This is a genomic window from Serratia sp. CY52157 (assembly GCF_052168495.1).
GTDB classification, from domain to species: domain Bacteria; phylum Pseudomonadota; class Gammaproteobacteria; order Enterobacterales; family Enterobacteriaceae; genus Serratia; species Serratia ureilytica.
In genome coordinates, this window is the sequence record NZ_JBJNMO010000001.1 from 1,349,427 (window position 1) to 1,371,140 (window position 21,714).

The following is a 21,714-nucleotide window of genomic DNA, read 5'->3' on the forward strand; positions in this document are numbered from 1 at the left end:
ACAATGTGGATGGAAGGTGGGGCAAACGCGCCCTGGCGCGACAGACCAGGCTGCATGTCTGGGGGCGGCATGCCGCCCCTGCGTATCACACGTCGGTATTCATTGCCGAGAGCCGGCAACGTGGCGGCTCAAATGGCGCGTTTGACCTGCTCGTCCAGCAGTTGAGGAATAATATCGGCCAGTTGCGGCGAAAGTTTACGTCTTTTTACGGCGCGGGATGGGGGTTGGCATAAACTGCAGATGAAACCGTTCAGCGGCTGGTGCGCGTGGGTGATAAATGCGCCGCCGCAGCAGCTGCAGGCGGAGAGCTGCAACATGCCGCTGTCGACGAAGCGCACCAGCGTCCAGGCGCGGGTCAACGCCAGCAACGGCGCCTCGCCGGCCTGCTGCGGGCACTGCTCCAGGTAGAGGCGATAGGCTTTGATCACCGCTTCCACCCCGCTGCACTGTCCGCTTTTCATCAGAAACAGGTAGGCGTTATAAAACATCGAGGAATGAATATTCTGTTCCCAGGTCATAAACCAGTCGGTTGAGAACGGCAACATTCCTTTTGGCGGCGGGCTGCCGCGCAACTCCTTGTAAAGTTTAATCAAGCGCCCGCGGCTGAGCTGGGTTTCACTCTCCAGCATCTGCAAACGGGCCCCCAGCGAAATCAGCTCCATGGCGAGCTGAATGTCCTTGGCTTCTTGAACAATGCTTTTCTCAACCATCATCAGGCTCTTTTCTTCGTCGGGCTAGCGTCTTTACTCGATAGCTCTTGCAGTAAATGGCTTGATAGCAAAATGCCGGTATGGATTTGTTGCAGATCGTCGACGCGCGACTCTTTGGTCAGGCGTTCGATGGTCTGGTGATCGTTAAAGCGGAAGTGGCAAACCAGCTGGTTGGTCTCGGCCAGTTTGACCATTTGCGGCAAAGTCAGCTGCGCCAACGCATCGGCCATGGTCTCATCAATACCAAGGCGGAACATCGCGGACGCTTTTTCATCGTTGATCAAACGCTGTGCTAAAAGTAAATATGACAAATTGATGTCATAAATATGCTTAAGTAATTCAGACGTACCCATATTCCCCATCCCGACAGACTATGTTTAAAAACATACGCTGGGTGATAAATTTTATCGCCCGTGACCTGGGTTGTTTCCCAAAGTTGGCAAATTAATCTCTCAAAAACGACTGCTATAATTTTCGCCAATCGCTAAATTCGACCACTGTTCAGTATTTGCTACGAGCGTAAACCAACGTGTATGGATGTACAGCATTCTGCTTCGATAGTGTTTAGTCACCATGAAACTATTTTTACAAATTTAATAAGATTATTCCTAAAGCAGCGCAACTCTACCCCCGAACCATTAGCACACACAATGTAAGTGAGAGGCAATTTTAAATACAATGTGACATAGATCACAAAAATAAAAAATAATTAAGCCAAATACCCCTAAATTCGCACATTTTATGACCCGCATTTTGCTCACAAAATCGCCTTAGGTAAAAAAACGTCTTAAAAACAATGTTTATCAGCCAAAAAATTATCTTTTTTAGATCAATTCGAACAAAACCATCACCAAACCAAAATAACAGAACAAAAATCTGCATATAGGCAACAATCTTAGTATAAATAACCATTTGAGCCGCTAAAAAATATCCGAGGTGAAAAATAACCAATGTAAACTATAAGGTTATTAGCTATCGGATTTGACTTAAACCCTCCGCAGAGGGTTGTTCTAATTTTCAACATCAGGTGATTATGGCTTATCAATGATTCGCTGGCGTAGTGAACAAGCCAATAGACGTAACGATATGTTTCCGTATTAGCGCGGCGCAAGAATGGTTTTTTAACGTTAAATTGCCCCAAAACGACATATCGGCAGCACATCCTAAAGCTTTAGCGTTTTTTTATTTCTTTTTTTGCCGGCGCATTAATTACCACGCCGTTCCAGACGTTATTAAAATTCCCGCGCCCCATCGTTTCATTGCAATAAAATAAAACGCAGTTTTGTTTTACTTGCCATAATCGCGCAGGCCAAACAGGCGCAGTTTCAATGCCGACAGCGGCAACATACATCGCCTCGTGCTGCGACCGCCCTCCGGACAGGTGAAAAAAAACGCCGCCAAAGGAGAGCGAGCGCGGCTTCGCGCGCTTGCACGCAGCGGAAACGTCGACGCTTAAGCTTCTCGTTCGTGACGCATCGCCCTGAGACTTTCCCTATTTCTTCATTTATCAGCAGGATGAGATTGCTGATGGCGCACTTGCATATTATGATTTATCCCAGCGCCGCCACGGGCGGCGTCACATTATTACCCAGTGCAATTTATTCACTTGAAATGATTTTTGTCAGGTCGTACATCGCTGCCTCGACGGCGTCGCCGTGAGCCGCTATGTGTTATTCACCCGGCTTTAACTATTAACAGGCTATATTTTAATCATGACCGATACGCTCGAATATCTGCTGACATTCCGTAAATGCTCCTCTTTGGACAGCCTGGAGAAGGTGTACGACAAACTGAACTATTCCATTGAAAACGATACAGAAATGAGCAATATGTACCGCGCTGCCGACCACCGTCGCGCCGAGCTGGTTGCCGGTAAATTGTTCGATCTGGGCAAGGTGCCGAAAACGCTGTGGGCGCAGGTGCTTTAATTCAGTGAAATTACGTGCGGCAACGGTTTTATCTTTTATTGCTATATAACCGGAGCAAACTCAGCTTTTATTGCCGCGCGTGATGCGAAACACATTTATTCCCCCCGCCAGGTTCTCCCCTTTATCCGAGCGCAGCATTTCATCCAAGGCCCCGACGCGGCAGCCTGAAACACGACGGATGCAACAAGGAGTGGAATATGGGGTATCAAAACGTTCTGGTTACCGTCGCCGTCGCGCCTGACAGCCATCGCCTGGTGGAAAAGGCCGTCTCTATCGTCCGCCCCTACGGCGGCAACATCACCCTGTTAAGCACCCTCGCCAATCCGGAAATGTACAATAATTTCGCCGGGCCGATGCTGGCCGATTTGCGCACGCTGATGGAAGAGGAAACCCGGCTGTTTATGGAGGAACTGCGCCAACGCGCCGGCTACCCGATCGCCGATACCCTTATCGTGCATGGCGAGCTTGGCGACAGCCTGGAATTCGCCAGCCGCCGTCAGCCGTTCGACCTGCTGCTCTGCGGCAATCACCGCGACAGCATGATGAACAAAGTCTCCTGTTCCGCCGCCCGCTTCATCAACATCAGCCATATCGACGTGCTGATCGTTCCGCTCTGAGGCTAAGCACATTCGGTAACGTTGCCTTGGCGCCCCTGGACTAGGCTTAACGAACCTTGTTTGTCGCAACACAAAGGAGCTTTCGATGTCCCCTTCTCAACAGAACCGCCGCTTTCTGCTGGCCTCGCGTCCGCACGGCGAACCGACGGCGGCGAATTTCCGCCTCGACACGGTCGCCGTGCCACAACCCGAGGCCGGCCAGCTGCTGCTGCGCACCGTATATCTGTCGTTGGATCCTTATATGCGCGGACGCATGAGCGATGCACCCTCCTACGCGCCGCCGGTGGAAATCGGTCAGGTCATGGTGGGCGGAACGGTCTCTCGCGTGGCGGCCTCACAGCATCCCGATTTCAACGTCGGCGATTGGGTATTGGGCTATGACGGTTGGCAGGATTACGCGCTGTCCGACGGCAGCGGCCTGCGCAATCTCGGCCCACACTTGCCGCACCCTTCCCGCCTGCTCGGCGTGCTGGGCATGCCCGGTTTTACCGCTTACATGGGGTTGCTCGATATCGGCCAACCGCAGGCGGGTGAAACGCTGGTGGTCGCCGCCGCCAGCGGCGCGGTCGGTTCAGTGGTCGGCCAAATCGGCAAACTGAAAGGCTGCCGCGTCGTCGGCGTTGCCGGCGGTGCGGACAAATGCCGCTATGTGGTGGAAGAGTTGGGTTTCGACGCCTGTATCGATCACCGTGACCCCGACTTTGCCGAACAGCTGGCCGCCGCCTGTCCGCAGGGCATCGACATCTATTATGAGAACGTCGGCGGCGCCGTATTCGACGCCGTGTTGCCGCTGTTGAACGCCAAAGCGCGCATTCCGGTCTGCGGCATCATCGCCCATTACAATGCCACCGGGTTACCCGCCGGGCCGGACCGCTTACCGTTGCTGGAAGGGCTGATCTTACGTAAACGTATCCGCATGCAGGGCTTTATCATCTTCGACGATTACGGTTCACGCTTTGATGAATTCCTGCAACAGATGAGCAGTTGGGTCGAGCAAGGAAAGATCAAGTTCCGCGAGGACATCGTCGATGGACTGGAGCAGGCGCCGCAGGCCTTTATCGGCCTGCTGCAGGGCAAAAACTTCGGCAAACTGGTGATCCGCGTCGCTGACGAATAACGCGCATCAGGGCGTGGCGCGCCACGCCCTGCTTGTCAATGCACGGCACCGTCGCCGAATTGCACATCCTCCTCTACCGTGAGCGTCACCTGCACGAGAGTGCGCACCGCTTCCACCATCGTCGCCAGCGCCATACTCGGCTTGCCCGGATGCGCCGCCGCCAGTTCATGGCTGTACGGAATGTGCACGAATCCGCCCCTGGCCCGCGAATGCCGCGTCTCCAGATAGTGACGCAGACCATAAAAAATATGGTTGCAGTTATAGGTGCCCGCCGTGTAAGAAACGCTCGCCGGGATCCCCTGCCGGCGCAGTTGCTGCACCGCGGCCTTGACGGGCAGCGTACTGAAATAGCCCACCGGCCCGCCGGCAACCACCGGCACATCAATCGGCTGTTTACCGGCATTGTCGGGAATGCGGGCATCGATCAAATTGATGGCTACCCGTTCCAGGGATATTTCGGCTCGGCCGCCGGCCAGCCCCAGACAGATCACCGCCAGCGGCTGCAATGCCTCAATCGCCGCGATCAGCTGCTGGTTGGCCACGCCCAATACGCACGGCAACTCAAGCACCGCGATCTCCGCGCCGGCGATACGCTCTCCGGCCAATGCCTGCGCGACCTGCCAGGAAGGGTTCACCGCGTCACCCTCGAACGGCTCAATGCCGGTGATTAACACTTTGTTCATCATTTCCCCTGATTGAAAGCTAAATACGTGTGCTACCAGCCTAGGGAACGCTGTAAGATTCTGGAAATGGATTATCTTTATATAGAGTATTCATAAAATGAATTTAGCCAACGTCGATCTCAATTTACTGGTGGTGTTTGAAGCGCTGTATCAGACTCGTAACGTCACCGCCGCAGGCCGGCGTCTTAACCGCGCGCAACCTTCCGTCAGCAATGCATTGGCGCGACTGCGCATTCTGCTCAACGATCCGCTGTTTGTCCGCAGCGGCGGCGGCATGGCGCCCACGCCGCGCGCCCACCAGCTTATGCCGCAGATACAGCGGGTGCTTGAGCAAATCCATCTCGCGCTGGCGCCCCCTGCTCGTTTCGATCCGGCCACCGCCGGGCAACGGCGTTTTACGCTGGCCGCCGGCGACTATGCGGATATCTTGCTGCTGCCCGCCATCATCAGCCGTTTGCGTCAGGCGGCCCCCGGCATCGATATTCGCGTTTCGCGTCTGGATCGCCGCAATATTTACCGTCAGTTGGATAGCGGGGAGGTGGATGTCGCGCTGGGAGGGCATCTTTCCGGGGCGGAAAGTCACTATGTGCGCACGTTGTTTGAAGAGCATCTGGTCTGTATCGCCAGCCGTTCACACCCGCAATTGGCGGATGGCCGCTGGGATCTGGCCCGCTACCTCAGCCTGCCGCACGGGCTGTACGCGCCGGCTGACGACGGCTCTGCCAGAGGCTTGGTCGACCGCCGTCTGGCGGAAATCGGCGGCCAGCGGCGCGTCGCCGTGACCTTTTCACACATTGTCGCCCTGCCGGCGGTGGTCGCCGACAGCGATCTGATCGCCACCCTGGCCGCCAGCGTGGCCCGGCGTTTTTCCGATCCGCAACGCGTACGCTTTCTCCCGCTGCCTGAGGAGTTGGCCATCGCGCCTTTCCCCATTGAGCTGATCGCCGGCCGACAGGCGCAACGCGACCCGGCCTTAATCTGGCTCTGTGACCTGATAAGCCGGATTTCCCTCGATCCCCTTCCGCGCTAACCGCATCAATTGCTGCTTTATCAACCATTCAGACTCACCGTCGGAGGCCCGCACCGCGGGCTTTTCACGCCGACCAAATAGGAATCATCCGAATTAACATTCGGTAAATTTATATATTTGATCATCTTTAACTAACGAATGGTAAGGATAAAAAATACTCAGTGACTTTTTTCACGGAAAAAAAGAGTTGTTTTATAAACACGTTGACTTAAGTGTTACAGATTTATTATTTGGTATTACCATTTTCCCAATAATTTGGGATAAAAAAAGATCTGCTGGTATCTATATGTTTTAGATAATAAAAAAGCAGATCGTGAGCGAGTTAACGAATTGAGCATTGATCCACAAGGCTATTTTGCAAATGCAGAGCTCTATTGTAGACTGCACAAATCGTGCCTTTGTGTAAACTTTGTTAAATCTTTCGTCAGCCCCTGTCTCAATTCGTGACAGATACGCCATCGGGATCGCGCGTCAAATCTCGTGCGGTAGCTATGCCTAAACCGGGGATATAGTATGGATCGCCTTATCATTGCGCACACACCTTTGCCCGCCCATCAGCTGTTGTTCAGAAGCCTTTCCGGTGAGGAAAGACTGGCCGGGCTGTTCGAGTTCGACGTCGAGCTGCTCAGCCCTGACAATCGCCTCGATCTGAAATCGCTGCTGGGACAAAAAATCACGCTGGAGCTGCGGGGCAACCCGATGGCCCCGCGTTATCTCAACGGCAATATCACGCGTATGACCCTCTCCGGACGAGAAGCCGGCGGCAACCGCTACTATATCTACCGCGCCGTGCTGCGCCCCACGCTGTGGTACCTGACGCAAAACCGCGATTTTCGCATCTATCAGGAAAAGACCGTTCCCGACATCCTGACCCAGGTGCTGGGGCAGTATCAGGTGAAGATCGATAACCGTCTGAGTTACGACTACCGCATCTGGGGGTACTGCGTGCAGTACCAGGAGAGCGATTTCGATTTCATCAGTCGTCTGATGGAACATGAAGGCATCTATTACTATTTCACGCACCAGCAGGACGGCCATACGCTGGTGCTGGCCGACGCGCCGGCGGCGCATCAGGAACTCGCCGGCTATGCCAGCATCCCCTATCAGCTCGCGGAAGGCGGTCTGGTGGAAAACAAGGACAGCATCAACAGCTGGAGCGTCTCGGACGCCATCACGCCCAGCCTGTATAGCCTGGATGACTACGATTTTCGTAAACCGCGCGCACGGCTGCTCGAGGCCCGGCAGAATCCCGCCTCGTTCGCACAGGATAAAGCCGAGGTGTTCGACTGGCCCGGGCGTTATACCGATCACGCCCACGGCCAGTTTTACGTCAAGGTGCGCCAACAGGAGTTCGAAGCGCAGCATGAGCAGATGAGCGGGGAAGGCAGTTCGCAGGGCATTGCGCCCGGCTACCGTTTTCAGCTGATCCAGGCGCCGCGCATGGAAGACAACCGCGCCTATCTGGTGGTCAGCGCGCGTTACTTCATGCAGGAAAACAGCTACGCCAGCAACGATAACGACGTTGGCGAGCAACATACCGAATTTCAGGTGGTGCCGGCGGACATCAACTGGCGCCCGGCGCGCACCACACCCTGGCCGAAAACCCATGGCCCGCAGACCGCCGAAGTGGTTGGCCCGGAAGGCGAAAGCATCTGGACCGATAAATATGGCCGGGTGAAACTCAAGTTCCGTTGGGATCGCCACGGCAGCGGCAATGAAACCAGCTCCTGCTGGGTGCGCGTCTCCAGCGCCTGGGCCGGCTGGAAATACGGCGGGATCCAAATCCCGCGCGTGGGTGAGGAAGTGGTGGTCGACTTTATCAACGGCGATCCGGATCGCCCCATCATCACCGGCCGCGTTTACAACGAAGACAGCATGCCGCCTTGGGATCTGCCCGGCGACGCCACCAAAATGGGCTTTATGAGCCGCAGCAAAGGCGGCGGCGTCGACAACGCCAGCTTCCTGTTCCTGGAAGACTCGCCCGGCAACGAATCTTTCGACATGCACGCCGAACGCAACATGAACATGACGGTGGAAAACGACAAGAACGTCAATATTGACGGCAGTCGTTTCACCCGCATCGGCAAGACCCAAGACCATCAGGTTATCGGCAATGCAACTTTCCTTTTCGGATCAATGCGTAATACCACCGTGACAGGACCTGAAACCGCCACTTTTAACAGTGGGCAACAGGTGGGGATCAAAGCCGGGCGTAAATTCACCATTCACGACGGCGGCGATAACGTCAACATCACCGGCGATCAAACCATTCTGCTGAAGGGCAATCGCCACCATACGATTGAAAACAAGCAGACCCAACTGATTAAGCAAGGCCAAGACACCACCATCGAGCAATATGGCCAGTCCACGAAAATCGAAACCGGCGATAAGAAGCTGGAGATTACCAGCGGAAACCAGAGCACCAAATTGTCGGGCGGCAACAAGAGCCTCGATATCACCGGCAACCTGACCTCCACCGTCAGCGGCGAAGAAACACGCTCTCAGAATAAATTAACCGTCACCACCGCCACAGACTACGTGCAGAAAGCATCGAAGATTAAGATCGCCACTGTCGATGGCGAAGGCCCCAGTGGATCGGATATTTACATCCACGGCAACAAGGTGACGGTAAAAAGCGACAGCGAGCACATTATCATCCGCCCCAAGAACATGACCTGGACCAAGTGGTTGGATGTCGGCATCAAGACTGGCGCGGCATTCTCCATTACCGGCGGGCTGACCGTCGATGTTAAAACCGCAGCGGTAGTGAAGTTCGAACCTCAGTTCATCTTGTATAAGAAAGGTCCGGAAGCCGATTTCAACGATCTGAAAATGACTTATTGTTCCATTAGGCTCGCGATTGCGATCCTGACATCCATTTCATAAGGAAAGCGTCACGATGGGTTCGTTTATTGACTTTGCGACACAGGACAGTCTCTGGGGTAAAATCGTCTTTACCCTGTTCGGCATTTTGGTGGGTGGCGTGCTGATCGCCGCGATTTGCAAAAATATTTTGCCGGCAAATAAACCTCTGTCTTTCCCTGCACGTCTGCTCATCTTTGTCGTGCTGATGCTAGCGCTCCTTAAATACAACCAGTACGTGATGTCGGCGGTGAATTACCCTGCAGAGTTGATCGGTTTCCTAATCCTACCCGGTTTCCTGATGGTGTACTTGGGCGTCACCACTCCCGGCGGCGCGCTGTCCCTGATGGGAGAGCTTGGATGCTTCGCTTTGCTCGCCGCGCTGCTGGTGTTGGCATCCGCCGCAGTAGGTTTCTTCGCCCCCTATCACCTGGAGAGCGCAGTGCAATTTGCAGCCAAGGCAATCGCTGCCGCGCTGTCCGTAGCGACAGTCCTGCTGGTTCGCAAAGGGCTATCTATATAACTATTTATAATCACTTGCATTTTTATCTTACTCGTCGTTTTTATTTGGGGAGCGTTACCTTCCCCTGAATCCAACCGCGGGTGAATATTTTCATCTGATGTGACTTTGCCTGATATCCAATAAAGCGAAAAACGGGATTGTTTTTGTGCGGCGCAACATGTTGCCCGCAGGTATCTACCGGAAGCCTTGCACACACAATGAAAGTCGTAAAACCTTTGCGTCTGAGCACGCTTCATCGCCCCTACCGTTGGCAGGGGGAAAATTATCTGGGCGTTTCCGTTTTGGCGTTAGCCGACATGGGGGCGTCCCCACGTCTGCGCCCCGAGCCTGAACTATGGCAACTCGCCAGCGAAGAGCTGACCTTGAGCGGCGGCGTGCTCGATCTCGCCTTTCCTAAAGTCTGTGCAGAATTTCTTGCCACCGGCTACGCCTATACCCATCATCAAGCTGATAAAACCGCTTGTGCGGTTAAAATCCAGTTGGATACGCTGGAGAAAACGCTGGTGGTCTTCGGCGATCGTCACTGGATCAATGATCGCCCCTCATCCCCACTCCCCTTTGATGAAATGCGTCTGGATTGGAGCCGCGCTTTCGGCGGCCCGCAATGGGTTGAAAACCCGCACGGCCTTGGCGCTAACCCAGAAACATTTCCGCGGGGTTCTCGCTGTCCCCTCCCCAATATCGAACCGCTTCACAATCGACTGAGCTCGCCGCGCCAGACTGCGCTCCCCGTCAGCTTTGACGCGTTGGACATCAATTGGCCACGCCGTTTCAGCCGCATCGGCAAAAAATACGACGCCAACTGGCTGCAAAATGAGTTCCCAGGGCTGGCCAGCGATACTGATTGGCGCCTGTTTAATATGGCGGATCACGATCAGCAATGGCCGCAGCGTGATGCACTTCCGAGCGGCGCCACCTATCGTATTTGGAACATGCATCCGCAGATCCCCTGCCAACAAGGACAGCTACCAACGTGGATAGCCCGCTGCTTTATCAACCGGCTGCGACACGGCGAACCCGAGATCGAAGAAATCGCCATGCGGCACACGACAGTCTGGTTCTTTCCGCATCGCCAACAGATGTTGTTGATTTATCACGGCAGCGTACGTATTGACGAAGACGACGCCGCTGACGTTCTGCACCTTATGCCGGCGCTAGAACTGTCCGGTGCCGCTCGCTCAGCCAATCATTATCGCAAGGTATTGCGCCAACGCAGCGATACCGAGAAAGGCGGTTTATTCGCCTTTCGCGAAAAAGAGCTGGTGCCTGAATCGGCCATCGGCCCCTGGTTGGATACGAAGCAAGCGACAGAAGAAAGCCCGGCGGTGCGCAACCTCACTCGTTATCAGCAACACCTGCAACAACACTATCGCGATCGCCGACTCTCGGAAGGTCAGGACATCGATGAAGCACTTCCCCCGACGGAACGCCCCGCATTGGATGAGTTGCCCGACTATGTCGAGCGTCTTGAACAGGAGGCTGAGCAAAGACAACAGGCTCTGTATGACGAACTACGGGCCCAGGGGGTTGATCCTCAAAGCGTCGTCGAGGCGCCGCCGTCAAGCAGCGGGCATGAAAATTTCCAGCAGATGCGGGATCTGCTCTACCAACATAGCGATCCCGCCGATCGTCGCCGCCTGGAAGAACAGGAACAAGCGCTGTATCAGGCCTACCTGATGACCGCACAATCACAAGGCCCTGCGCTGCGGCTGAGTGGCGACTTAGCGACGATCATACGTAACCGCGCGATGGCCACCCAACGCGGCGATAAAAACTTTAGCGGTATCGATCTGACCGGCGCCGATCTTTCCGGTTTGGATCTCACCGGTGCAGACTTCAGCCGTTGTCTGCTGGAAAACGCCAATTTCAGCGGTTGCCGTCTCGACCATGCTAATTTTGAACAAGCGATGTTGGCGCGTGCAGACTTCACCGGCGCCCGCCTGCAAGGGGCTAACCTGAATCACGCCTCCCTGGCGTTGGCTCACTGTGAGAACGCTGACTTTTCTCATGCAACCCTGGTGGAAACCAATATTCAGGAAACGCTGTTCAAAAACTGCAATTTCACGGGAAGCAGACTGGAGCAGTTGGCGGGATACCGCACTTTTATGACGCAATGCGATTTTTCTCAGGCCACGCTCTGCGTCATCACGATGATGGCTTTGACATTGAGCCAGCTGAAATTTCATCAAGCCAAGCTGGAGAAAGTGACGTTCATTCGCTGCCAACTCGAAGGGTTCGACTTCAGTCATGCTCGGCTTGATACCTGTTCGTTGGTCGAAACCCGTGCGGAAGGCTGCTCATTTCAGGGGGCCAGACTGCAAACATGCTCTTTTGTCGCACAAAGCGCGATGCCCAGAGCGAACTTCAGCGAAGCGACGCTCAAGCAATGCAATTTGCGTCAGTTACCGCTGCATCAGGCCTGTTTTCGTCTTGCACGGATTGATAACAGCGACTTCTCCGAGGCCCAGCTCACTGCCGCCAACCTGCAGAAAGCGAACGGCAATGGCAGCTTGTTCATCCGCTGCGACTTCAGCAACGCCGATCTGACTAACGCCAGTTTTGTCAGTGCAGTGATGCAAAAAAGCCTGTTCAGCGGCGCCGATTTACGCGGCGCTAATTTGTTCCGCGCCGACCTGTCGCAATCGCGGATTGACGGCTCAACAAAAATTGATGGTGCTTATACCCGACAAACAAAAACGCTGCCTCGCACCGTTCAGGAGAAATTATGACGCTTGAAGCAGAAAGCGTTCGGCAGCAAATAGAGCGCGGTGAACCTCTGCAGGAATGTGACATCAGCCATTTGGATCTGCGCGGTTGGGATCTGTCCGGCGTAATTTTTTCACGAGTCAATCTGCAAGGTATAGATTTCAGCGGATGCAATCTGCAGGAGACCACCTTCAGTGAATGCTGTCTGGATCGGTGCTGTTTCGCCCGGCAAACCTTGCATCAGACCACCTTCAATCAGTGCGCCCTGGCGGGGGCCGACTTCACAGAGTGCCGGCTGGAGCAAAGCATTTTCAATGAATGTCGGCTTAACGATGCCAGTTTCAAGCAGGCCGTGCTCGACCAAACGCAATTTATGCGCTGCCCACTCGAAGGCGGTGATTTTGGCGCGTCAATCCAGGATCGCGTGACCTTTTACGAAACGGCATTACAGCAGGTTAACCTGGCTCAAAGTCAGTTGTCACTTGTCACCTTCTTTCGTCTTGACCTTCGTACTACTGATTTAAAAGGCTGTTCGTTCGACCGCGTCACGTTTTTCGAATGCGACCACCGCAGCAAAAGTTACGCCGGGCAGCGCCTGATCGCCTGCCAGTTTACCGATAACCAATTGGACGACGTCGACTTCAGCCAGGCGACGCTGCGCCAAAGCAACTTCAAGGGCGCTTCGCTGCGGCGCGCCAACCTGACGGGCGTGCAGGCGCAGCAGTCGCTGTGGCTGGAGGCCAACCTGACTCAGGCACAGTGCAGCGGCGGGCAGTTCGATCAGGCGATTTTCAGCGAAGCGACGCTGGACGCCGCCAACTTCAACCAGGCGCGTCTGTATCAGGGCGTGTTCCAGCACAGCCGCGCGGCGCGCTGTGATTTCAGCGACAGCGACCTGACCTACGCCGATTTTTGTTATGCCGACATCGGCGCCGCCGATTTTCGGCGTGCGCGCTTCATGCGCACCCGCATGCACCGCGCCCACCAGCAGCAAACGCGCTGGGGCGACCGCAGCGGCATTCTCGAGCGCGACGAAGAGCTGTACGCCGCCGAAATCTGGAGCGCACAGCGCCAAAGCCGCATTTGAACGTATTGACCACTTCACGAGGGGATCACCATGAGCGTTGTCAACACTACTCGCGCCGTCAACATCGCGCCGCCCCAGCAGGCCGCCGGCCAGGTCGTCAACCTGTTGCCGGACGGCAGCCTGGTGGTGGAATGTGAAGGCCGCGGCTGGCATTGCCGCCGTGCGGCCAGCTGCCTGCTGACGCCGGCCCTCGGCGATAGCGTGCTGGTCGCCGGTTGCGGCCACCAGCTGTGGACGATCGCCGTCCTCGAGCGCGCGGAACCGCAAAATGCGGCGCGGCTGAGCGTCGAAGGCGATCTGCACATTGAAACGCTGCACGGCTCGCTGTCGCTGCACGGCGCGCAGGCGCTGAACCTGAGCGGCGACGCCATGACCCTGCAAGCGAACAGCGGCGACTGCCACGTCGACAAGATGAAATACAGCGGCGAAGAGCTCTCGGCTTTCGTCAGCATCAGCCGCCTGGTCGGCAAACGCTGCGAGTCACTGTGGCATTCGGTCAGCCAGATCAGCCACTCGCTGTTTCGCAAAGTGCGCCAGACCGAGCACGTGCGCGCCGGGCAGCTGGATTATCAGGCGGAAGATTACGCCCGCATTCATGCTCGCAACACGCTGATTACCTCGAAAGACATCACCAAGCTGGATTCGGAACAGATCCACGTCGGATAACCTTGCGGAGACCTTTTATGTTTGCCAACAGCCAAATGATCGGCGTGGACCTGGCGTTTCCCGACGTCTGTCTGACGCCAAGCCCGGCACCGGTGCCCATTCCCTACCCGGATATCGCCCTGGCGCCGACCGCCATCCCGAACGCGTTCAACATTCTGTTCGTCGGTACCCCGGCGCACAACATGGCGACGGTGACGCCCCTGACCAACGGCGACAACCCCGGCGTGGCCACCGGCGTCGCTTCCGGCACGGTGATGGGGCCGTCCCGCCACCTGACCGGCGCCTTTACCGTGCTGCTCAAAGGCACCCCGGCCACCCGGCTGACCAGCCTCAGCCTGCAGAACTCCACCAACGCGCTCGGCATGCGCATCGTGCCGAGCCAATTAAAAGTGTTGCTGCTTGCGCCCTGATGACGGCGCTTTATTACACAGCCATTCAATCAAGAAAAAGAGGACATTGTGAAAACACGGATTACCCTGACGTTGTTGACCGCCCTGACGCTTGCCGGTTGCTCCACCCCACCGCCACCGCCGCCGGCGCTCAATAACGACGCCATCGTCAGCAGTGAAGTCAACGGCGTCACGTTAAAGCACCGCGCCGCGGTGAGCGCGCCGAAACAGTTCAAACCGATCGGTGAGGAGTACCGCAGCCTGTACGCCGCCAGCATCATGAGCAGCCCGAATTATACCGGCACCGCCGTCGGCAGCCTGGACAATGCCGCCGCGTTCTACGCGCTGGGCGAAGTGGAAAACAACTGGCTGGCGATCTCCGCCATCCGCGGCGGCGATCTGGTGGGGTATATCCAGGCCAACGCCGGCGTGCCGGAAGCGCGCTACAAAGCGACGCTGCGCAAAGATCTGCCGCGCCGCGCGCGCGCCGCCAAGCAGGACTGCGTTAAAGTCGGCGGCGACAGCAAGGCGTGCAAAAACGCCGGCTCAGCCACCTGGATCCTCCAGTAGTCAGCACGCCTGCGGGCGACGAGATTCCCATGACGACGACCCCTATCGCTTCCCGCTGGTGCGGGATGCTGTTTCTGCTGCTGGGCGCGCTGGCGCTCAGTGGCTGCATGTCTTCCGCGAAAAGCGTGCCGGCGCGTTACAGCCTGGTCTTCGACGCTGACCGCCAGGTCAACGCCGCCGCCGGCGCGCAACCGGCGCCGATCAAAATTCGCGTGCTGCTGCTGCGCTCGGATGCGGAATTCATGGAAGCCGACTTTTTCAGTCTGCAAAACGACGCCAAAAGCGTGCTCGGCAACAGCCTGCTGGACAGCGATCAGTTCTTCCTGACGCCGGGCCAGACCGGCAAAAAGCTCGGTGGGCAAAGCACATTGGACGCACGTTACATCGGCGTGATCGCCGAATATCAAAATCTGGACGGCAAGACCTGGCGCATTTCACTGCCGCTGCCGGAACCCACCGAAACCAATTTCTACAAGGTATGGCAATTCTCGCCGGATGAGCTGGAAGCGCATATCGTCGCGGGCGTGAGTGGCCTGCGCCCCGTAAAAAAGGTCGACTGACCTACCGCTGCGCTGAAGCGAAGTAACTATAGGTGTGATGATGAAAGATGCTCATAAGGTTGTCTGGACTGAGGGGATGTTTTTGCGCCCTCACCATTTCCAGCAGGCGGAAAACTATCTCGAAGGCTATATGCGCAACTGGGGCCAGGCCCACAGCGGCTGTTTCTGGGGATTTCTCACCCTGGATCTGGATCAAACGCTGCTGCGCCAGGGCAAGATCGCGCTCAACGCCGCCAGCGGCATCATGCCCGACGGCACGCCGTTTCGCTTCTCCGGCGCCCAGCAGGCGCCCGCGCCGCTGGCCATCGCCGACAACAAGACCGGTGAAAACGTGGTGCTGGCTCTGCCGACCTATCGCGCGGGGCGTGAAGACGTGATCTTTCAGGAAAGCCCGGAAGCGCTGGCGCGCTATCTGGCTTACGAGACCGAAGTCGACGATCTCAACGCCGTCTCGGTGGGCAGCGCGGCCTTGCAATTCGGTCGCCTGCGCCTGCGGCTGATGCTGGAGAGCGAGCTGAACGCCGAATGGACGGCGCTCAGCGTCACCCGCGTGCTGGAAAAGCGCGGCGACAACAGCCTGCGTCTCGATACGGCGCAAATCCCGCCGATGCTGAACTGTCAGGGCAACCCGGTACTGAAGACCTTCATCAACGATCTGCAGGGGTTGCTGCAACAGCGCAGCCAGCAGATGAGTCAACGCCTGCTGCAACCGGGCCGCGGCGGCAGTTCCGAAATGGTCGATTTCATGCTGCTGCAGCTGATCAACCGCCATCTCGGTCAGGTGAGCCATGCCTACCACCTCGACCATCTGCACCCGGAGCGCCTGTTCGCCGATTGGCTGCAGTTCGCCACCGAACTCGCCAGCTTCTCGGCGCAGCGCACCCCGGAAGGCCGCCTGCCGGTGTATGACCACGACAACCTGGCGCTGTGCTTCGGCAAGCTGATGCTGTTGCTGCGTCAGGGCCTGTCGGTGGTGCTGGAGGACAATGCCATTCAGCTGACGCTGGTCGAGCGCTCCCACGGGCTGAACGTCGCCACCGTGCAAGACGCCAAAATGATGCGCGACTTCGGCTTCGTGCTGGCGGTGCGTGCCGACGTGGCCGCCGAGGTGTTGCTGACCCACTTCCCGGCGCAGATGAAGATCGCCCCGGTCACGCGCATCCGCGATCTGGTGCAGCTGCAGCTGCCGGGCATCGGTCTGCGCACCATGCCCGTCGCGCCGCGTCAGATCCCTTATCACGCCGGCTACACCTATTTCGAGCTGGAAAAAGGCGGCGACCTGTGGAAACAGATGGAAAAATCCAGCGCCTTCGCCCTGCACCTGGCCGGCGAATTCCCGGGGCTGGACATGGAATTTTGGGCGATTCGCAGCCATACGGACCGGTAACCTATGACTCAGGAAAATAGCATGGCGCCGGCGGCTAACCCGCTGGTGGACGCCGCCAACCCGCTGCTGAACGCCATTTCGCAGATCCGCCAATCGGCCACGCACGCCAACCCGGCGCAGTTGCGCCAACAGCTGATCGACGAAATGCGCCGCTTCGAGATCCGCGGCCAACGCGCCAACCTGCCGTACGAAGTGATCATCGGCGCGCGTTATTGTCTGTGCACCGCGCTGGATGAAGCGGCGGCGCTGACCCCGTGGGGCAGCAACAGCGTGTGGTCCGGCAGCGGGCTGCTGGTGACCTTCCATAACGAAACCTGGGGCGGCGAGAAGTTCTTCCAGCTGCTGGCCAAGCTGTCGCAGAGCCCGCGCGAGCACATCAATCTGCTGGAGCTGATCAATTATTGCCTGCTGCTGGGCTTTGAAGGCCGCTACCGGGTGATGGAAAACGGCCGCTCGCAGTTGGAAACCATGAAGCAGCGCCTGCTGCAGCTGATTCGGTCGGTGCGCGGCGGCTACGCCCCGCCCCTGTCGCCTCATGCGCTGGATCTGCCGGTACAACAGAAACTGTGGCGTCCGCTGGTGCCGCTGTGGGCCTGCGTGGCGCTGACCGGCTTCCTGGCTTCGCTGCTGTTTATCGCCCTCAACTGGCGGCTGGGCGACAACACCAGCCCGGTGCTGGCGGCGATTTACCAAACCAACCTGCCGCAGGTCGCGATCGGTAATCCGGCGCCGGCCGCGCCGCCGACGCTGAGCCTGAAAAGTTTCCTGCGCAAAGAGATCGCCGAAGGATTGGTGGTGGTGCGCGACGAAGCGCAGCAAAGCGTGGTGATCCTCAAAGGCGACGGGCTGTTCGACTCCGCCGCCACCACGGTGCGTGCCAACTATATTCCGGTCATCGACCGCATCGCCGCCGCCATGAACGGCGTCAGCGGCAAAATCCTGGTCACCGGCTACAGCGACAACGTGCCGATCCGCAGCGCCCGCTTCGCCTCCAACTGGGAGCTGTCGCTGGCGCGCGCCGAAGCGGTCAGCGCCCGCTTGCAAAAACACCTCGCCAACCCGCAGCGGGTCAAGGCCGAGGGCCGCGGCGAGAGCAACCCCGTCGCGCCGAACGATAACAAAGTGAACCGCGCGTTGAACCGCCGGGTAGAAATTACGCTGTTGGTCGCCCCGGAAAACACCCAGGCGGAAATCAACGGCTTGCCGCAAGGAACCGGAAAGTAATGCTCAGTACGTTATTCTCCATCATCACCAGCCGCCTGCTGTGGGGCTTTGTCGGCATCACCGCGCTGGCGTTCATCATCTGGACGATCGGCCCGCTGGTCGCCATCGGTGACTATCGCCCGCTGGAGCCGGAACTCAACCGCCAGATCGCCATCGGCGCTATCTACCTGATTTGGTTCCTGTGCCGCCTGATCCCGCGCCTCTACAGCGCCTGGTTCAACAGCCGCCTGCTGAGCAACCTGCGCGCCGCCGAAGCGGTGCCGGCGGAAGACGGCAAGCCGGAGATCAAACCAGACGATCCGCTGGCCCAGCGTTTCGACGAAGCGGCGCAGCTGTTGAAAAAGGCGCGCTTCGCCCCGGGCCAGGGCGACGGCAAACATCGCTGGATGACCCGCTTCAGCCGCCAATATCTGTATCAGCTGCCGTGGTATGTGATCATCGGCGCGCCCGGCGCCGGTAAAACCACCGCGCTGGTCAACTCCGGCCTGCATTTTCCGCTGGCGGATCGCTTCGGCAAGTCCGCGCTGCGCGGCGTGGGCGGCACCCGCAACTGCGACTGGTGGTTTACCAACGACGCGGTGCTGCTCGACACCGCCGGCCGCTACACCACCCAGGAAAGCCAGCGCGAAGAAGACGCCGGCGAATGGCAAAGCTTCGTCGCGCTGCTGAAAAAATATCGCACCCGCCAGCCGATCAACGGCGTGATGGTCACCATCAGCGTCGCCGATCTGCTGAGCGACAGCGCGGAAGCGCGCGCCGCGCAGGCCAGCGCGCTGCGCAAACGCCTGATAGAACTGCACGAACAGCTGGGCATTCACTTCCCGGTCTATGTGCTGGTGACCAAAACCGACCTGCTCAACGGCTTTATGGCCTATTTCGGCAGCTTCGACAAAGCGCAACGCGACCAGATCTGGGGATTCACCTTCCCTTACGAGCGCTCGCGGCAGCCGGACTTCAACCTGAACGCCGCCTTCGAACAACAATACGCCCTGCTGCAACAACGGCTGGATGCGGCGCTGCCGGATACGCTGCTGATGGAGCACGACGCGCGCCAACGCGCCGAAAGCTACCTGTTCCCGCAGGAGTTCGCCGCGCTGCGCCCGCTGCTCGGCCAATATCTGGAACAGGTGTTCGCCACCTCCAGTTTTGAAACCCGCTTTACCCCGCGCGGCATCTACTTCACCAGCGGCACTCAGGAAGGTCTGCCGTTTGACAGAGTGATGGGTGAACTGAACCGCTACCTGCAGCTGCCGCCGGCCAACTCAGGGGCGCAGGCCAACGCGGCCTGGGACAACGTGGGCCAGGAAACGCCGATCCCGGCAGCCAAAGGCCAGAGCTTCTTCCTGAAAGAGACGCTGGAATCGGTGGTCTTCCAGGAGTCCGGGCTGGCGGGCAGCAACCGCTGGTGGGAATACCGCAACCGCGCCCTGCACTGGGCGGGGTACATCGCGCTGGCGGTGATCCTGGCGGTGCTGGCGATGTTGTGGTTCACCAGCTACGGCAACAACAAGGCCTATCTGGCGGAAGTGGCCGCCAAGGTGCCCGGCGTCGAGCGCCAGGGGCAAAGCCTGACCCAGTTGGGCAACGGCGATATGTTCTCGCTGCTGCCGTTCCTCAACAGCCTGCTGCATCTGCCGGACAGCCAGAACTTTTCGCTGGACGATCCGCCGTTCACCTATCGCATGGGATTGTTCCGCGGCGATCAGGTCGGCGACGCCGGCAATGCCCTGTACCAAAAAGCGTTGAAAGAACTGCTGCTGCCGCAGGTGGCGCAACAGATCGCCGCCACGCTGCGCAACGATAACCACGGCGACGCGGACTTCAGCTATGAAGCGCTGAAGGCCTACCAGATGCTGTATCTGCCGAAGCAGTACGACGGCAAATTCCTGCGCGCCTGGGTGATGCTCAACCTGCAGCGCAACCTGCCGCAGGGCAGCACCCAAAAACAGCTGCAGCAGATCGAATGGCACCTGAGCCAACTGCTGGATACGCAGATCCAGGCCTCGCCTTACGCCAAAGACGAGCCGTTGGTGGCACAGGCGCAGGCCGCGCTCAATCGGGCGCCGCTGTCGCAACGCGTCTACGGCCGCCTTAAGCGTCTGCTGCTGAAACAGACCGACATCAAGCCGGTCAGCCTGGTCGATTTGGCCGGTCCGCAGACCGAACTGGCATTCAGCCGCAAAAGCGGCAAACCGGTGACCGACGGCGTGCCGGGCCTGTTCACCTCACAGGGGTATTGGAAAGCGTTCAACGACAACATCGATCCGGTGACCGATACCCTGCGCAAGGAAGACGTCTGGGTGTTGAACAGCCAGACGCCGGAGCAGAAAAGCGCCGATCTGACCAAGACCATCCGCCAACTGTACATGCAGGACTTTATCAGCGCCTGGGATGAGCTGCTGGGCGATATCCAACTGGCCAACATCGGCAACCTGACCCAGCGCATCAGCAGCGCGCGCCTGCTGTCCGGCAATCCGTCGCCGATGCGCAATCTGCTGGTTAACGTCAGCAAAAACGTCACCCTGCGCGACGAGAAAAGCGACGCCGATTCCCGCTCGCTGCTGGCCAAAACCGAAGACAAACTGAATCAAAACGCCAACCGCACGCTGGAGGCGCTGTTCACCAACCGGCCGGCCAACGCCGACGGCGACGGCGACGTGTCGGCCCAGCCGGAACAGCTGGTGATGGCGCACTTCGCGCCGCTGCTTGAGCTGGCGCAAAGCCAGGGCGAAGGCAATAAGGCGATCCCTTTCGACAGCGTGCTGAAACAGGTCGATGAGCTGTACAGCTACCTGACGGCGGTGCAAGGCGCGGCCAACAGCGGCATGTCAGCGCCGCCGAGCGACATCATCCCGCGCCTGCAGGCCGAATCCGGCCGCTTGCCGGTGCCGTTCAAACAGATGCTGCTGTCGCTGGCGATCGGCGCCAGCAGCGACACCCAGCGCAAAGAGATGGAGAACGTGAAAAAGCGCATCAGCTTCGAGGTCGGCAGCTTCTGCCGCCAGGCGATCGCCGGGCGTTATCCGTTGGTGGCCCGGGCGCGCCAGGAAGTGACGCCGGACGATTTGGCGCGCATGTTCGCGCCGAACAGCGGGCTGATGGACAGCTTCTTCCGCGACAACCTGCAGGGCAAGGTCGATACCACCCGCGCCAACTGGCGTTTCACGCCCGGCGTGGACGGCAAGACGCTGCCCGGCGGCGAAGGCATCCTGCGGTCGTTCCAGCAGGCGCAGCGCATCCGCGACGCCTTTTTCGCCAACGGCACGGCGACGCCCTCTTACCGCGTGACCGTGCGGCCGGTGCGGATGGATAACGACATCCTCAACCTGACGCTGGATATCGACGGGCAGCTGTTCAAATACAGCCACGGCCCGCAGGTGCCGCTGGTGGTCAGCTGGCCGGGCACCCGCAATACCAACCAGGTGCATCTGCAGCTGGCGCTGGCCAACGGCACCACCGCCAGTCTGGTGACCAGCGGGCCGTGGGCGCTGAACCGCCTGGTGGATATGGCGCAGTCTTCGGGCACCGGCGGCCTCGGCCGTCAGGCGACGTTCAATCTCGACGGCCACCGCGTCACGTTGGAGTTCACGCCCAACAGCATTCGCAATCCGTTCCAACTGCCGGCCTTCTCGTGCCCGTAGCCCCGAAAGGACAT

General features: G+C 58.2%; 18 protein-coding genes. 15 read left to right on the forward strand and 3 right to left on the reverse strand.

Translation table 11 applies throughout. The features are described 5' to 3' along the window. Positions 1 to 128 precede the first annotated feature (128 nt). Both flhC and flhD read right to left on the reverse strand, forming a co-directional pair. Complete coding sequence (gene flhC / locus ACJ8IP_RS06470; protein ID WP_016927281.1) at positions 129 to 713, reverse strand: flagellar transcriptional regulator FlhC; 585 nt, start codon at positions 711 to 713, stop codon at positions 129 to 131. Continuing rightward, the gene (gene flhD, locus ACJ8IP_RS06475) at positions 713 to 1,063 is read right to left on the reverse strand and encodes a flagellar transcriptional regulator FlhD (RefSeq protein WP_033643537.1); all 351 of its coding nucleotides are present in this window, start codon (positions 1,061 to 1,063) and stop codon (positions 713 to 715) included. The genes flhC and flhD overlap by 1 nt, the downstream gene beginning before the upstream one ends. 1,359 nt (positions 1,064 to 2,422) lie before the next feature. Here flhD and ydgT point away from each other — a divergent pair. The 3 genes from ydgT (at position 2,423) to ACJ8IP_RS06490 (ending at position 4,372) form a co-directional block, all read left to right on the forward strand. After that, entirely contained in the window at positions 2,423 to 2,638 is a 216-nt protein-coding gene (ydgT, locus tag ACJ8IP_RS06480) for a transcription modulator YdgT (RefSeq protein ID WP_004934895.1), read from the forward strand. Positions 2,639 to 2,835: 197 nt separating this feature from the next. Further along, entirely contained in the window at positions 2,836 to 3,255 is a 420-nt protein-coding gene (gene uspC / locus ACJ8IP_RS06485; RefSeq protein WP_033650858.1) for a universal stress protein UspC, read from the forward strand. 85 nt (positions 3,256 to 3,340) lie between these two features. Next, entirely contained in the window at positions 3,341 to 4,372 is a 1,032-nt protein-coding gene (locus tag ACJ8IP_RS06490) for an NADP-dependent oxidoreductase (protein WP_164106751.1), read from the forward strand. 35 nt (positions 4,373 to 4,407) lie between these two features. On the opposite strand, the gene pcp is transcribed toward ACJ8IP_RS06490, so the two are convergent. After that, complete coding sequence (gene pcp, locus ACJ8IP_RS06495; protein ID WP_442524334.1) at positions 4,408 to 5,055, reverse strand: pyroglutamyl-peptidase I; 648 nt, start codon at positions 5,053 to 5,055, stop codon at positions 4,408 to 4,410. A gap of 97 nt (positions 5,056 to 5,152) precedes the next feature. On the opposite strand from pcp, the gene ACJ8IP_RS06500 reads away from it, so the two are divergent. The 12 genes from ACJ8IP_RS06500 (at position 5,153) to tssM (ending at position 21,700) form a co-directional block, all read left to right on the forward strand. Continuing rightward, positions 5,153 to 6,085 (forward strand): LysR family transcriptional regulator, encoded by a 933-nt coding sequence (locus ACJ8IP_RS06500; RefSeq protein ID WP_170853560.1) that lies wholly within the window; start codon positions 5,153 to 5,155, stop codon positions 6,083 to 6,085. Between the two features lie 513 nt (positions 6,086 to 6,598). Continuing rightward, positions 6,599 to 8,971 (forward strand): type VI secretion system Vgr family protein, encoded by a 2,373-nt coding sequence (locus ACJ8IP_RS06505; RefSeq protein WP_233092517.1) that lies wholly within the window; start codon positions 6,599 to 6,601, stop codon positions 8,969 to 8,971. A gap of 13 nt (positions 8,972 to 8,984) precedes the next feature. Then, a complete protein-coding gene (locus tag ACJ8IP_RS06510) occupies positions 8,985 to 9,470 on the forward strand; it encodes a hypothetical protein (protein ID WP_033650855.1) in 486 nt (161 codons plus the stop codon). Positions 9,471 to 9,667: 197 nt separating this feature from the next. Further along, positions 9,668 to 12,199, forward strand: coding sequence for a DUF2169 domain-containing protein (locus ACJ8IP_RS06515; RefSeq protein WP_164106747.1), 2,532 nt, complete (start codon positions 9,668 to 9,670; stop codon positions 12,197 to 12,199). Further along, positions 12,196 to 13,263, forward strand: coding sequence for a pentapeptide repeat-containing protein (locus tag ACJ8IP_RS06520; RefSeq protein ID WP_164106745.1), 1,068 nt, complete (start codon positions 12,196 to 12,198; stop codon positions 13,261 to 13,263). Before ACJ8IP_RS06515 ends, ACJ8IP_RS06520 begins: the two co-directional genes overlap by 4 nt. A gap of 30 nt (positions 13,264 to 13,293) precedes the next feature. Then, positions 13,294 to 13,929 carry a DUF3540 domain-containing protein gene (locus ACJ8IP_RS06525; RefSeq protein WP_164106743.1) on the forward strand — a complete coding sequence of 212 codons (636 nt, stop codon included), beginning with the start codon at positions 13,294 to 13,296 and terminating at the stop codon, positions 13,927 to 13,929. 17 nt (positions 13,930 to 13,946) lie between these two features. Continuing rightward, on the forward strand, positions 13,947 to 14,339 hold the full coding sequence (locus tag ACJ8IP_RS06530; RefSeq protein WP_033643549.1) for a DUF4150 domain-containing protein: 393 nt from the start codon (positions 13,947 to 13,949) through the stop codon (positions 14,337 to 14,339). A gap of 48 nt (positions 14,340 to 14,387) precedes the next feature. Further along, the gene (gene tagV / locus ACJ8IP_RS06535) at positions 14,388 to 14,888 is read left to right on the forward strand and encodes a type VI secretion system accessory protein TagV (protein WP_033643550.1); all 501 of its coding nucleotides are present in this window, start codon (positions 14,388 to 14,390) and stop codon (positions 14,886 to 14,888) included. Positions 14,889 to 14,917: 29 nt separating this feature from the next. Further along, entirely contained in the window at positions 14,918 to 15,448 is a 531-nt protein-coding gene (tssJ, locus tag ACJ8IP_RS06540; protein WP_164106741.1) for a type VI secretion system lipoprotein TssJ, read from the forward strand. Between the two features lie 40 nt (positions 15,449 to 15,488). Beyond that, complete coding sequence (gene tssK / locus ACJ8IP_RS06545) at positions 15,489 to 16,835, forward strand: type VI secretion system baseplate subunit TssK (protein WP_164106739.1); 1,347 nt, start codon at positions 15,489 to 15,491, stop codon at positions 16,833 to 16,835. Between the two features lie 21 nt (positions 16,836 to 16,856). Beyond that, positions 16,857 to 18,059 (forward strand): DotU family type VI secretion system protein, encoded by a 1,203-nt coding sequence (locus tag ACJ8IP_RS06550; protein WP_049272050.1) that lies wholly within the window; start codon positions 16,857 to 16,859, stop codon positions 18,057 to 18,059. Then, positions 18,059 to 21,700, forward strand: a complete 3,642-nt coding sequence (gene tssM, locus ACJ8IP_RS06555; protein ID WP_442524335.1) for a type VI secretion system membrane subunit TssM — start codon at positions 18,059 to 18,061, stop codon at positions 21,698 to 21,700. Before ACJ8IP_RS06550 ends, tssM begins: the two co-directional genes overlap by 1 nt. The last annotated feature ends 14 nt before the right edge of the window (positions 21,701 to 21,714 follow it).